General features: G+C 40.1%; 10 protein-coding genes and 1 pseudogene. 4 read left to right on the top strand and 7 right to left on the bottom strand.

What is annotated here, in order from left to right; all coding sequences use genetic code 11:
- Positions 1-1,096: 1,096 nt before the first annotated feature.
- The 6 genes and pseudogenes from AC6UD6_RS01825 to guaB all read right to left on the bottom strand — a co-directional run bounded on the left by AC6UD6_RS01825 (position 1,097) and on the right by guaB (position 7,591).
- Positions 1,097-2,971 carry an acyltransferase family protein gene (locus AC6UD6_RS01825; RefSeq protein ID WP_500695461.1) on the bottom strand — a complete coding sequence of 625 codons (1,875 nt, stop codon included), beginning with the start codon at positions 2,969-2,971 and terminating at the stop codon, positions 1,097-1,099.
- Positions 2,972-3,086: 115 nt separating this feature from the next.
- Positions 3,087-3,869: a hypothetical protein gene (locus tag AC6UD6_RS01820; RefSeq protein ID WP_500695460.1), complete on the bottom strand. Its 783-nt coding sequence runs from the start codon at positions 3,867-3,869 to the stop codon at positions 3,087-3,089.
- A 147-nt stretch (positions 3,870-4,016) separates the two neighbouring features.
- A pseudogene (locus AC6UD6_RS01815) lies at positions 4,017-4,433 on the bottom strand (SAV1803-related protein); the annotation flags it as partial.
- A gap of 128 nt (positions 4,434-4,561) precedes the next feature.
- Positions 4,562-4,714 carry a hypothetical protein gene (locus tag AC6UD6_RS01810; protein WP_500695459.1) on the bottom strand — a complete coding sequence of 51 codons (153 nt, stop codon included), beginning with the start codon at positions 4,712-4,714 and terminating at the stop codon, positions 4,562-4,564.
- Between the two features lie 164 nt (positions 4,715-4,878).
- A complete protein-coding gene (gene guaA / locus AC6UD6_RS01805) occupies positions 4,879-6,438 on the bottom strand; it encodes a glutamine-hydrolyzing GMP synthase (RefSeq protein ID WP_500695458.1) in 1,560 nt (519 codons plus the stop codon).
- Positions 6,439-6,448: 10 nt separating this feature from the next.
- On the bottom strand, positions 6,449-7,591 hold the full coding sequence (guaB, locus tag AC6UD6_RS01800) for an IMP dehydrogenase (RefSeq protein ID WP_500693290.1): 1,143 nt from the start codon (positions 7,589-7,591) through the stop codon (positions 6,449-6,451).
- Positions 7,592-7,825: 234 nt separating this feature from the next.
- On the opposite strand from guaB, the gene hisS reads away from it, so the two are divergent.
- The 3 genes from hisS to AC6UD6_RS01785 all read left to right on the top strand — a co-directional run bounded on the left by hisS (position 7,826) and on the right by AC6UD6_RS01785 (position 11,364).
- Positions 7,826-9,016, top strand: coding sequence for a histidine--tRNA ligase (gene hisS, locus AC6UD6_RS01795; RefSeq protein ID WP_500695457.1), 1,191 nt, complete (start codon positions 7,826-7,828; stop codon positions 9,014-9,016).
- Between the two features lie 63 nt (positions 9,017-9,079).
- Positions 9,080-10,540, top strand: coding sequence for an amino acid permease (locus tag AC6UD6_RS01790; protein ID WP_500695456.1), 1,461 nt, complete (start codon positions 9,080-9,082; stop codon positions 10,538-10,540).
- 170 nt (positions 10,541-10,710) lie between these two features.
- Positions 10,711-11,364, top strand: coding sequence for a VTT domain-containing protein (locus AC6UD6_RS01785; protein WP_500695455.1), 654 nt, complete (start codon positions 10,711-10,713; stop codon positions 11,362-11,364).
- Positions 11,365-11,392: 28 nt separating this feature from the next.
- Here AC6UD6_RS01785 and xylB read toward each other — a convergent pair whose 3' ends face one another.
- Entirely contained in the window at positions 11,393-12,889 is a 1,497-nt protein-coding gene (gene xylB / locus AC6UD6_RS01780; RefSeq protein ID WP_500695514.1) for a xylulokinase, read from the bottom strand.
- 175 nt (positions 12,890-13,064) lie between these two features.
- Between xylB and AC6UD6_RS01775 the strand changes: the two genes are divergently transcribed.
- Complete coding sequence (locus tag AC6UD6_RS01775) at positions 13,065-14,426, top strand: AbiH family protein (RefSeq protein ID WP_500695454.1); 1,362 nt, start codon at positions 13,065-13,067, stop codon at positions 14,424-14,426.
- Positions 14,427-14,464: the final 38 nt, after the last annotated feature.

Below are 14,464 nucleotides of genomic sequence, written 5' to 3'. Positions count from 1 at the left end.
ACTGCATGGAATTATCATATCTAATAAAATTATAAAAAGCAAAACGATCTCAATTAAGATTGAAATTAAGGTTATTGTTGTTATAAAATTGAGAAAACGGTTAACCGGGCATGCCTGCATGAGGATTAATGAGAAATATGTTTGTTTTAAAAAATAAACATGAAATCAATTGAAGCGTTGGTATGACGGGCAACGCGACCATTATTTTTGACCATTCTTAAAGATTAGTGGGATTGTTTACAGTTTGAATAACGTGTATCGCTTGTAGAAGGGGTCAAGGAGTTTGAGTGACTTTAGCTGTAATTGACCAACTTGATTTAAACAATTTGCGCAAACGCTTAACCACTTAGTCAATCAGATTTTTACGTCATAAAAGGCCGTTATTTATGAAATAACTTGTGGAATTAAAGATTGAGAAGGTGGTTTCATCTCTATAATTAAAGATAAATCAAGTTTCGTTTGCGGGAGTTTTGAATGTGAGAAAAGTATTTCATATTAATCAAAAATAACTAATAACAACAACTTAGATTGTCGTATGTATACATGTCAGGCCACAAGTATTGAGGGATATAAACATAAATAAATACTAAACACATAATGATAAAAAGATCCTGGCGGTTTCTTTAATATCAAATGAGTTAATTTTCGGGTGGGCCATTTCGGAATTAATACTTGTGGAAGATGTGTATCAATCACCGACAATTGGGCATTTATGGCCTGATTGTTTTAATAGTAGGATTGCTGTCACTGATTAGTTTGGTAGCGATTGTTGGAGTTTTTTCGTTTTGCGCGGGGTGGTGGGAAATGCATTGCTTAAGCAGGTTTCACGGCCAATAACACTCCCAGTAACAAGTGGGATCTGCGAGAAACTGAGCGAATTGACAGGTTAGTCAATGGTGCTGGTATGCAAAAGAAGAAACGAAGGTAGTCAGAAGCAAATTAAGTCACGATTACGTAGTTCTACTATTGAATAGTGGTATCTAACGAAATAAGTCGAAAACTAATAAGTCACATTATATGTAAGACACTCTAACGTTAGGTATCCAAAAAAGGACCCTCAAGTCGAAAGATTTGGGAGTTCCTTTTTTAGTTATATTTATTTTATAGCGTTCTTTAAAACATTTTGAGCCACAAAAGTTGCGTATTTTGGGGCTCCTTGATTATTTGGATGGGCTTGATCGGAGTATAACCAGTTCGGATGCTTGTTGATATAGTCATTCCAATCAATGATGTACAAGTTTTTATACTTCTTTTGCGAGTCTTTCAGCATGGCATTCACGGAATTTTGCCAAGTTTCAGTTGGAATGTGGACGTTAATCCAGAAAACGTGACGCTTAGGACCAGCAATCTCCATAATTTGTTTCATCGTTTCTGGTGAAATATTACCGTTTGTTCCGAGCCCAATGACAACGTTTTTGCCTAGTAGTCCTTGATTGGCTAAGCTTTTAATATCAGGGACGGCAGCTGCTGGTTGGCGTGAAACTTGGGCATCAATGTAGAAGCGCGGGAAAATCTTCTGTAAATCATCATGACCAGCTAACATAACTGAGTCACCCACTGCAGTTCCGGATAGATTTTGAGCTTCTTTTACTTGTGCGGCAGTTAAGCCATTTTTTTCCAACTGGCTTTGGTCTTTGGTAGATCGTTTAACCTTTTTACCACTCTTGATTTCTTTAGCGAGATTTTTGTTGTTTTCTTTTTCGGTTTTAGCGTTCTTTTGAATTTTATTGGCAAGCTGAGTGTGATTAGCCTGTTTAGGATTAATGGTAGTGGATTGAAGAATACCAATTCCACCGATTATTACAAGTACACTGAGAATGATTTCACGTATTTTGGTGTGACTCATGAATTCAATTAGTTTACTAAAAAGGATTTTGTAGTCATATTTGCCAAATGGAACTTCAACAAAGCGATACGATATCTCGGAAATACCAATAATCAATAGAATTTCAATAACGGCATATAACAACTGATGATTGGCAACATTTTTGAATTTATCCTCGAAAAAGATAAAGACAGGCAGCTGATAGACATAAATTTCATAACTTCTGGAACCAATCCAATCAAAAACGGGATTGGTCATCAACCAGTTCCAATGACTAATGTTTGAGAGAATGGCCCACATAATCAGAACGGTAAATAGTGAGAACAGTACCATTCCACCATGATACAAAAATGTGGATTGAGCTCCTACCGTAAATATCAACCATACCATTCCAATGATACCGATTAGTCCAACGACGTCAAAGAAGGTCCTTTGGCCTTGAGCGGAATTTCTAACGATTCGATTACTGGGCCACACAATTGCTAAGGCAGCTCCCAATAAGATTGAGAACATCCGGGTATCGGTCCCGTAGTAAACTCGGCTTGGATCAGTGCCAGGCTTAAATAAGATTGCCATCAGGATTGCTGATAAAACGGATAAGCCAATAGCAACAAAGAAAATGCTTTTCTTGTTTAAAAAACCGTGTTTGTTTCTGTTGAAAAGATACAGCAACAAAACGACAATTAAAGGCCAGATTAGGTAGAATTGACCTTCAATCGCAAGGGTCCACAAGTGGGTAAAGGGTGATTCAGATCCAGCAAAATTTTGAAAGTATGATTGACCGTTAGCAATTTCATACCAGTTATAGACGTACGTTAAATTGGTAACGACACTTTGCCACAAATTGGCTAGTAAATTTCGTTGAAATAATGTGATATAAGTTGCTGTAGCAAATAACATCACGATTAAGGTTGGATATAAACGTTTTAATCTTTTGTACCAGAAGTGACCATACCGAAAATGTCCAGTTGATTCATATTCGTTAATTAAATGGTCGGTAATTAGGTATCCTGAAAGAGTCAAAAATACCGGAACACCTAAGTAGCCACCACTAAAGATATTTTGATTGAGATGGTAGAGAATAACACAAATAACTGCTAGTGCTCTAAGTCCTGTGAAGCCAGTGATAAAACGATTTTTTGCCATATTTGTTTCCATTATTAAAATTCCCTACTAATTCAATGCTTACTAATTCCGACTTAAAAAGACTGTCAAACAACATTATTTGACAGTCTTTTCACCTACAATTGATTAAGTTAACTTAGTGTCTAAAATGATGTGCTTTTTTTACGCGATACCAGACAAAAGCTCCAATTCCGACAATTAGAATGACAATAATACCACCGATCATCCATTTGGTATGGTCTTTTTTGGCTGATTTGTGGTTCCACTTGTCTCTTTTAGCCTTTTGGTTCTTGTCATTATGATGCTTGTTCTTCTGCTTTTGTTGGTCTTTTTTGGTTTTATTTTGATTATTACGATTTTTAGTCGTTTGTTCTTTATTTTGTTGCTTGGTTTTATTTGCTTGGTTGGGTTCGTTACTACCAGCGGTTTGTCCTTGGTTATTATTTGCTTGAGAATTACCGTTTTTATTTATCGCTGCGTTTCCGCCACTTGAACCGTTATTCTGTCCGTTTGTGGTCGTGCCATTTGAAGGAGACGTTGCGTTTCCACCCTGATAATTCCCACTTTGCTGTGGCTTATTAAGTGGTTGGTACGCAATGGTGACCGTCATTGACTGACCAGCAGCTGGATAAGTGTTACCACCGTTATCAGCTCGGTTGCTTCCGGCAACGTAGCCGGGAATGTTTGGAACGTCGTTTGATAGGTCAAGCATACTGTTAGGAGCACCATAGATAACTTTACTGGCACGAATTGGTTGACCAGTTAAAGCATTGACGTACTGGACGACAACTTGACCTTGCGCAGTACCTGCCGCGACATTTGAGTCAGCATAGACCGTGTTTGGATGGGTTACAAACAGTCCACTGACAAACATGGTAGTACCGACTAGAAGTGAAAGAGCGATTTTCTTGATATTCATAATAACCATCCTCGTTATGTATTTTGATATAAAATCCAAGGATAAGTATACATCAAAATAGGGGGGTAACTAGTACAATCATCAAAAGAACCATTTCCAATGTTAGTGGAAATGGTTCTTTTGAAATAAAGTTGTATATTTAAATTATCATTTTGGTATTTTATTTTTAATGTCATTTATAATCATTTCTGCATCCTTAGAGTTTAAACGTGATTCATTATATAAATATTGATTGTACCCTTTTGTTGGCTTTTTATTGTCTATATACCATGAGTGTATATTGGCTAATAGTCCATCAGGATAAGTATGACTTTTATCTTGACTATATATTAAAGCATGTAAGATTGTGTGTTCAATTAAATTACAGTAAACAAGATTTTTTTTAATCTGTGTACAAAAAGGTGCCTGTTGTTTTCTTACAGAACGTGAAGTAGATAAATTAGGGTACTTATCTTCTTTTACATGATGACAATATAATCCTGTCTTTTTATATTTTCCCTTGTGTATTCTTTTATTCTGATAATGTATGTAATGACAATATGATACTTTATTGAAATAATTACCCTTTACTTGTCCAACAGTTTTTTAACTGCATCGTTATAAGAAATTTTTAATAGTTGCTGGTATTCACTTAAATTATCGATGATATTCATCCTCCTAATAATAGTTATGTATTCGTTGATTATGGTACTTTAGTTTTCGTTTAGTTTATCTACCCAAGCATCAAAATCACTTAACGATCCAATTGTGGTTACGTTATTAGTTTCAGCATCTTTTTTCGCATTTTGTGCTGTAGGTGTATCTAAAAAATTATTGCCAGTTGTTTTATTCGCCGAATCTTTCATTATCAAACCTCCAAATGCCGCATGTATTTGCTTACACCTTTATTATCCCTGCAATGACAATAATTTTAAAGCCTTTAATTATTTTAAATGGCAAACACAAAAAAATGCTCTATAACCATTAGATTATCTATTAGTTATAGAGCATTTTGTTTTAAAAATTATTTTTATTGATACTCAATGGTTGCCGGTGGTTTCCCGGTAATGTCGTAGAGTACGCGGTTGATCCCGGGGACTTCATCGACAATTCGTGATGAGACCTTACTCAAAACATCCCACGGAATTTCGGCAAATTCAGCGGTCATTCCATCAACGGAATTGACGGCTCGGATATTGATGGCTTCATCATAGGTTCGTTCATCACCCATGACACCAACGGTCCGAATCCCAGGAAGGGCAGTGAAATACTGCCAAACCTTCTTGTCCAGACCGGCATTTTTGAACTCGTCGCGTAGAATGGCGTCAGAATCTCTGACCTTCTTTAATCGTTCGGGAGTCACGTCACCGATAATGCGAATGGCAAGACCGGGACCGGGGAAGGGTTGCCGCCAAACCATCTCGTCTGGCATTCCCAGTTTTTCACCGATTTCTCTGACCTCATCCTTGAAGAGTTTGTTTAATGGTTCAATTAACTTGAACTTGAGGTCTTTAGGTAGTCCACCAACGTTATGGTGAGACTTAATCGTTTGGGCGGTATCCGTTCCGGATTCAATCACATCAGTGTATAAAGTACCCTGTGCCAAGAAATCAACGTCCTTGAATTTGCGGGCTTCCTTTGAGAAGGTGTCGACGAATTCTTTCCCGATGATTTTACGTTTCTTTTCGGGATCGGTGACGCCTTTTAGTTTGGATAAGAATTCGTCACTAGCATCGACAAAGTCAATGTTTAAGCCAAATTCATCGCCCAAAGTGTGTAAGACCTGTTGGGCTTCATTCTTTCGCAACAGACCGTGGTCAACGAAGACGGAGATGAGTTGGTCCCCAATTGCCCGGTGTAAGAGAACGGCGACCACACTGGAATCAACTCCGCCAGAGAGACCCAGTAAGACGCGTTTGTCGCCAACTTCTTCCTTGATGTTTGTAATGGCATCTTCAATGAAGTCGTCCATTGACCAGTTATCCTTAGCGTGGGCAATATCAAAGACGAAGTTGTGTAGCATTTGGTTCCCCTGTTTTGTGAGGTTAACTTCGGGATGAAATTGGACGGCATAGATGTCTTTGTCATGGTCTTCCATGGCAGAAATGGCACACTGTTCACTAGTGGCAGTTACTTTGAAACCGTCTGGCACTTTGGTCACAAAGTCTCCGTGACTCATTAAAACGGTTTGATCGGGGTCCAGTCCTTTAAAGGTACCGGAGTCATTACTTGTGACCTTGATTTGAGCGGGACCGTACTGACTGTCGTCAGCGGTGGTGGTTTGACCACCCTTTAGGTCGTGGGCCAATAGTTGCATGCCGTAACAGATTCCCAGAATCGGAATGCCCATGTTTAAAATCTCGGGGTCGACGTCTAAAGCGTCTTTGCCGTTGACACTGTTGGGACCGCCAGAAAAGATGATGCCCTTCGGTGCGATTTCCCTTACTTCTTTGGCAGTGATGGTGTGTGGTTTTAGTTCTGAATAAACGCCCATGTCACGAATGCGACGGGTGATTAATTGGTTGTATTGACTCCCAAAGTCGAGCACTAAAATCTCATCATAATCACGTTTTTTTGTACCAGTTGCCATCAAATTCCTCCTATTTATCGATTGAATAGTTTGGTGCGGATTTGGTGATTTGCACATCGTGGGGATGTGATTCGCGTAGTCCTGCATTAGTAATTCTAACAAATTGAGCGTTATTAATTAAGTCGGAAATGGTGTGAGAGCCGGTGTAACCCATTCCAGAACGAAGGCCACCCGCAATCTGAAAGAGAACGGTTGAGACGTCACCCTTGTATGGGGTTTGACCCTCAATTCCTTCTGGGACGAGTTTCTTTTCTTCTTTGACCTTGCCCTGAAAGTATCGGTCAGAAGAACCATTTTCCATGGCTGCCAGTGAGCCCATGCCACGGTAAGCTTTATATTTTTTACCGTCAGCACCCGTATAAACGTCTCCAGGAGCTTCTGTCGTACCTGCCAGCATACTTCCTAGCATGACGGCACTGCCGCCCGCTGCGAGCGCCTTAACGATGTCTCCGGTGTACTGCATCCCACCGTCAACGATGATTTGCTTGCCGTAATCGGCGGCAACTTGGGCGGCGTCAAAGGCAGCGGTGATTTGGGGAACTCCTACACCAGCCACGATCCGGGTGGTACAGATGGAACCGGGTCCAATGCCGACTTTGGCAATGTCAACACCAGCATCAAAGAGGGCTTTGGCACCAGCACCAGTCGCAATGTTTCCGGCAATCAAAGTTTTGTCTGGAAACTTGTTTCTGATTTCAGCGATTTTTTCTAATACACCCTTGGAATGACCGTGGGCGGTATCGATGATGACGGCGTCTGCCCCGGCATCAAATAATAATTGAGTTCGATCGAAGGTATCGTTAGTTACCCCAACGGCCCCCGCTACTAATAGATGACCATTGTCATCAACCGCAGCATTGGCACCGGTAACTTCAGCATTTTTAACCGTTTTAACTTCAGCTGCTTGTTTTTTGGCGCTCATGTTTTTGTGAACTACGCCGAGTCCACCGTTTTGAGCCATCGCAATCGCTAAAGGTGCCTCTGTGACAGTGTCCATACTTGCGCTTAGAACGGGTAAGTTTAACTTTAAGTTCTTACCTAAGGTTGTTCTTAAGTCAACTTGGTTTGGTAACACGTCACTTGCTGCAGGAATTAAGAGAACATCGTCAAATGTTAATCCTTGTTTCCCGAATTTATAATTCCAATCCTTCATCGTACTCCTCCTATTGTTCAGTTTTATATAAATTGTTAATAGAATACCATAAAAAACGTTGCAACATCAATGACAACTCGAACAATTTTTCTTTGGTTAACTTTAATCATATGTAGTTGGCGCTTGACTGATTTATAAAGACGGACAAGACAGAGTAATTCAATAATGGTAAAATCTACGTATATCTATTTGACAGAATTTTAATTAAACAATTAATAGAAAGATGGGAATATTATGGATGACAAATTTAAGAAAGTGCGAGGGATGTCAGACATTTTGCCTGATGAGACCAGTGTTTGGCAACGAATCGAAGATACGGCGCGGGACGTTTTCGCTCGATACGACTTTCATGAAATGCGCACTCCGCTAGTTGAGAAAACCCCCGTCTTTACCAGAACTTCTGGTGATAGTTCGGATATCGTCACCAAGCAGATGTACAGTTTCCAGGATAAAAGTGGACGAGATATCTCACTAAGACCGGAAGGGACCGCTGGAGTGGTCCGTTCCTTCGTTGAAAATAAACTCTTTGGACCAGAACATCCCAAGCCCGTTAAAGTTTTCTACATGGGAGCGATGTTTAGATACGAACGTCCGGGGGCCACTCATAATCGGGAATTTCATCAGATTGGGTGTGAATCAATCGGAGCTACCAGTCCCCAGATTGATGCTGAAACGATTGCGTTAGCCCTAGACATCTTCAAGGGCGTGGATATCAACGATTTAAAGGTTGAAATCAACACGTTGGGTGACGAAGAGAGTCGGAAACGTTACCATGACGTCCTAGTAGCTTACTTCTCAAAGTATGAGGACCAATTAAGTGAAGACTCCAAACGGCGCTTAAAACAGAATCCACTCCGGATTTTGGACAGTAAGGACAAGGGGGACCAGCAGTTGGTCGCTGACGCTCCGAAATTAGAAGACAGTTTAACGGATGAATCCAAGCAGTACTTTAATGATGTTTTATCGGCCCTTGATGCTTTAGACATTCCGTACACCGTTGATGATCGGTTGGTTCGGGGTCTTGATTATTACACCGATACGGTATTTGAAATCATGGCCAAGGATCCAAGCTTCGGGGACGATTACACCACGATTTGTGCTGGTGGTCGTTACAACCACATGGTAGAAGAGTTTGGTGGACCAGAAGATACCGGAGGCGTTGGCTTTGCCTTTGGTGAAGAACGGTTGGCAACCATCGTGAACTCTAACGATGACAGTGATTCGATTGACTACTTCATTGCGACCGACGTGAAAGATAAGGAAGCTGACGTTAAGAATCAGATTCTTGATAAGGCCCTAAAAACCGCTGAAGACTTGCGTAACGACGGGAATTCCGTTGAAGTCAACTTTCAGAGTCGAAGCATGAAGAGTCAGATTAAAGAAGCTAAGAAATTAAATAGTAAAAACATTATGAGAATGGATTAATTATGAAGATGGGGCGAATAATATCGCCTTTTTCTTTTAATTCAAGATGAAAGAAGTGAGGATTTGAGTAGTAAAAAAGAAAAGGTCGGAACTATTGGTCTGACCGCGTTTGTACTATCAGCGATGGTTGGTGGTGGAATCTACGATTTGCCACAAAACATGGCACTCCATGCCGGCGCAATTGCCCAAATCATCGCTTGGGTGCTATCGGGATTAATTATCTGGTTTATTGTGCGTTCGTTTATGACCCTATCGGAGGTTCGACCACAGTACACCACCGGGTTGTATCACTATGCCCACGCTGGCTTTGGCAACTTTACCGCCTTCTTTGTAAGTTGGGGGTACTGGATCTGTCAGTCGTTTGCCGTTGCCGCGTATTCGGTCCTCTTGATGTCGACTTTAAACGCGTTTTGGCCTGGAACGTTTACCGGTGGCAATAACTGGATTTCAATTATTGGTGGCACCATCGTGTTATGGCTGATGACATACCTAATTTTAAAGGGCATCCGGGTTACCAGCCACGTCGATATCTTTGGGACGATCTGCATGTTGACGATTGTGGCCATCTTCATCATTACCATGATTGTGGTGTTTAACTGGCACGCTTTTTCCACCAACATGTTTGCGTCTCAGACGTTACCAAAGGTTAATGACAAGGCCATGGGGAGTTTGTTTTCCCAAGTCCGAAATGCCATGATGACCACAATGTGGGTCTTTTCTGGGGTTGAAGGAGCCGTGGTACTGTCAAGTAACGCCAAGAGTCAAAAGGACGTGCGTCAGGCCACTAAATACGGTTTCTTGATTTGTTTGGTACTGTACGCGTTGGTTTCAATTCTCCCCCTTGGTTTGAGAAGTTACGGTCAATTGGCCAACTTACAAAGTCCGTCAACTGGGGCTTTGATGCAGATTGTTTTGGGACCACTGGGACGCTTAATCATCACCTTTGGCGTCATTGTTGCCGTCTTATCCAGTTGGTTGACGTGGGTCTTAGTTCTGTCTGAGATGCCACGAGCTGCCTCCATGGACGGGACCTTCCCGAAGTTCTTTAGAAAGATGGGCAAGAACAACGTTCCGATTCACTCGCTGTTCATGACGGTTATCGTCATTCAATTAATCATTATCTTTACCCATTTTGCGGGGCGGGCCTTTAATTTCACGCTGACGATCGTGGGAACGATGACGGTGCCACCGTACCTGATTTCGATGATGTACCTGTTCAAGATTAGTCGCAATGAGAAAACGTTCAATCCTGAAGGGCACAAGCTATCCGTTTCTAGAAAGAGTGCCTATTTGGTTTCAGCGCTCGCAATTTTAGGAACCATCTTCATGGGATACGCGGCTGGACTGGAGTACCTGACGATTGCTTTCGTGATTTATGCCTTAGGGATTCCACTGTTTATGTACGCTCGAAAACAGTACGCACCGGGTAAACCAATCTTTGGTAAGTACGAACGCTACTTTGCGATTGCCATCTTGGTGGTAGCGGTCATCGGGGTTATCTTACTGATTCAACCGAAATTGTAATTAAATTTGGAAAAATTAAAAGACGATTGAACTTTCAGATAGTTCAGTCGTCTTTTTGATATTCATTAATTTTAGTTTAAATAGAAGCCGATAGGTGCTCCGTGGCTATCCTTACTAGCGGCATTTTGGTAAAATTAGAAAATAAATAAATTTAAGTGGGGATTAATTATATGAGTTTTTTAGTCGATTTTGTGCTTCACATTGACCACCACCTAGTCACACTCGTCAACATGTTTGGCAATTGGACCTATCTGATCCTGTTTGCGGTTATCTTCATCGAAACCGGCGCCGTGATCATGCCATTTCTGCCGGGTGATTCACTGTTGTTTGCGGCCGCTGCCTCGGCCGCAGCGAGTACCAATGATTTAAACGTTTGGATTTTTGTGATTTTGTTCTTTCTGGCGTCCGCCTTGGGGGACTCACTAGATTTCTTCTTGGGAAGAAAAGTTGGCCTAGCCATTACTGACAATAGGCATTTGAGCCGGTTCATTAAGCCCAAGGATTTTGAGAAAGCTCATCAGTTCTTTGATAAGTATGGTTCATGGGCCATCCTACTTGGTCGCTTCATGCCGATTGTGCGGACGTTCGTTCCGTTCGTCGCTGCCAGCAGTGACTACAGTTACCAAAAGTTCGTGAAGTATGACATTACCGCATGTGTGGCATGGGTCGCACTATGTTGTGGTGGCGGATACTTCTTTGGCAACATTCCGTTCGTTAAGGAACACTTTTCGGCCGTGATTTTATCAATTATCTTGATTACGTTACTTCCGGCTCTGATCGGATTAATTAAAACTCGTTTCACTAGCAAAAAGGACGCAGCTTAGACTGCGTCCTTTTATTTTGGAGTTTGAATTAACGTAAATCCTGTAATTCATGACTAATTTTTTTTGTTTGGGGATAAATTTGTTGATAAATTTTAAAAATCTTGGCGTATTTAGCTGCGTTAGCGGCAATTGGTTCGTAAGTCTTACCGAACTTGATGAACTGATCGGCACAGGCGGGAAAGCCGGTGAACCAACCAAGTCCGACAGCCGCAATCATGGCCGCTCCAATGCCGGGTCCCTGTTCGTTTGCGAGGGTGATAATGGGTTTATTAAAGATGTCCGCCTGCATTTGGGTCCAAACGGAACTTTTAGCGCCGCCACCAATGGAAGTAACGTGATCAATGGTCGCACCCATTTGGTCGTAGATGGCTAAGATATCATTGAGACTAAAGGTGATCCCTTCCATCACGGCTCTAGTGAAGTCGCGTCGGACCTGGGTCCGGTCAATGCCAATGAAGCTCCCGCGAATTTGCGAATCAGCGTGGGGCATTCGTTCTCCTGCAATGTACGGAGTGAATAAGAGTCCGTTGGCTCCAATCGGAGATTTACCGGCTTCATTAGTCATCTCGGTAAAGTCTTCGTCCTTGACGAAAGTGTTCTTGTACCATGTTAATGAATCACCCGCGGCCAGCGTGACACCCATTGAATAGTAGGTATCAGGAATGGAATGGTCTTCCATTTGCAGGCGGCCACCATAGTCGGTTGAGAGATCGATCTCGTGATGTAGGACTACGCCCGAGGTTCCGACACTGACTAGCGCGTTATTGGGTGACATGATGCCCGCTCCAACCGCGCCAGCGGAGTTGTCGGCGGCTCCACCATAGACCTTGGTAATGGTTGACATATCGGCTTGATCGGCGAAGTCGGGAATGACGTTTCCAGCGTAGTCAATGGACTGAATTAGTGGCGGCAGGATTTTCTCGGGAATTCCCAAAGCCTTACAGATTTCGAGGCTCCACTTGTTATCGTGAATGTCTAAGAGGGTGGTTCCGGTAGCGTCAGAAAAGTCGACCGCAATGTTACCGGTCATTTTGAAGCGCAGGTAATCTTTTGGTAGGAGGAAGGTTTTTACTTTCGCCCAGTTCTCCGGTTCGTTTTCTTTGACCCAAAGGAGTTTGGTAATGGTAAAACCCTCCAGTGGTTGATTACCAGTGATTTCAACGAATCGTTTGCCCAGTTTATCCTCAATCTCTTTGCGTTGTTTAGTGGTTCTAGTGTCGTTCCACAAGATAGCTGGTCTTATGACCTGATTATCTTTGTCCAACAAGACTAGTCCATGCATTTGACCTGAGAAACTAGCTCCACTAATGGACTCTGGATCAACATTGTCATCATTGACTAGTTTTCTGATGGCCGCAATCGTACCATTCACCCAGTCATTGGGATTTTGTTCACTCCAACCTGGTTTGGGATGCGGATTCGGATACTCCGTTGATTCTTGTCCCACAATGTCACCCAGCTTATTGACAGCAGTGACTTTGACCGATCCCGTGCCGAGGTCGATTCCTAAAACGTTTTTTTCCATGTGTGCACCAACTTTCATAAATATACCTTGTAGTTACAACTCTTAATTTAAGACTAGCAGGTTATGTAATCGTTTTCAATGCCAATATATTAGTTTGTGTTTGATATTTTGTATAGACATTTTAATAAAACAAAGTTAAACTATTCACATTATTAAATGGAGGAGAATAATTAATATGTCAAATAAAAATGATTTAAATGACTTATTAGTATTAGGAAATGGTTTTGATTTGGCTTGTGGATTAAAAACAAAATTTTCTGATTATTTTGAATTTGTTAAGAAGCAATCATTGACAGGAAACGACGAAACTTATGATAATTATTCTAAGGAATTAATTGAATTGAATAATGATGTTAAGAATAATAAAGACTATCATACCAATCAAAAATCTATCAAAACTAGTACAATGTCAAAGTTGTTTACTAATTATTTTGCCCCATCAACTTCTAAAAATAAACATAGTAAATGGTCTCTTGATATTTCACTTAAAGATAATTTATTTAAGCCTTCAATTTTTGATATTTACTTTTTAACAAAGTCTAAGTTGAATGACAAAGGAAATCAGGATACTAATAAAATTTTACAAGACAATTGGTCTGATGTTGAGAAAACGCTAGGGAAGTTAATAAAAGGTAAACAAAGTTTGTTTGTAAGGACTATGGATCATTTAAACAAATTTATTAATAATGGATATAGAAACTCATTACTTCACAGTAAAAAAGAAAACAAAATTGATGCAATTGAGAGGGAATTTAGTGACAGTTACGATGATGAATCATGGTTGTTACTTTTTGTCATTATTATTGCATTTAATTACCCTATTAAGATGAAACTTGTTAAGGATAGTAATGAAAATAAAAAATATAATAATTATTTTATTGATTTTATACTTGAACAATTACAACAATTTGAACATAATCTTGGAAATTATATAAAAGATATATCTGAAAACACAAAAAGCATTTATGAGTATAATACTGGTGAATTATTAAAAAAAATAGGTAAAAATGATTTTAATATATTAAACTTTAATTATACAAACCCATTTAACAATATTAAAACTAAAAATATACATGGTACCGTTAAAGATCCAATAATTGGTATAGATACTAAAGCAATTGAGAAGAATTCTGAATTATATAAATTTACTAAGACTTATCGAATTATGACAAGGTCTAATATTAACGATGAATCAGTGTTGCCAGGAATACCAAAAAATATTTATTTTTATGGTCACTCACTAGCTCCTGCTGATTATTCATACTTTCAAACAATTTTTGATCATTATGATATTTATAATAGTTCAATCAAGTTAGTATTTTGTTATTCAGTTTATGATCAAAGAAAAGAAAACGAGATTAAATCTAATTATTTTGAAGAAGTATACAAACTTATGAATACTTATGGTAAATCAACAGGAACCCAAAAGGGACGGAATATACTTCATAAAATGATTCTTGAAGGGCGCCTTGTTTTAAAAGAAATTGACACAACTGATTTAAAAGCTATTGAACCTGAAGAAGTTAAAACTAAGTAATAAAAAACACGCATTACATATTTATTTACGTAATGCTT

The organism is Fructilactobacillus sp. X8R2C1, assembly GCF_059900955.1.
This window is presented reverse-complemented; position numbering and strand designations above follow the sequence as displayed.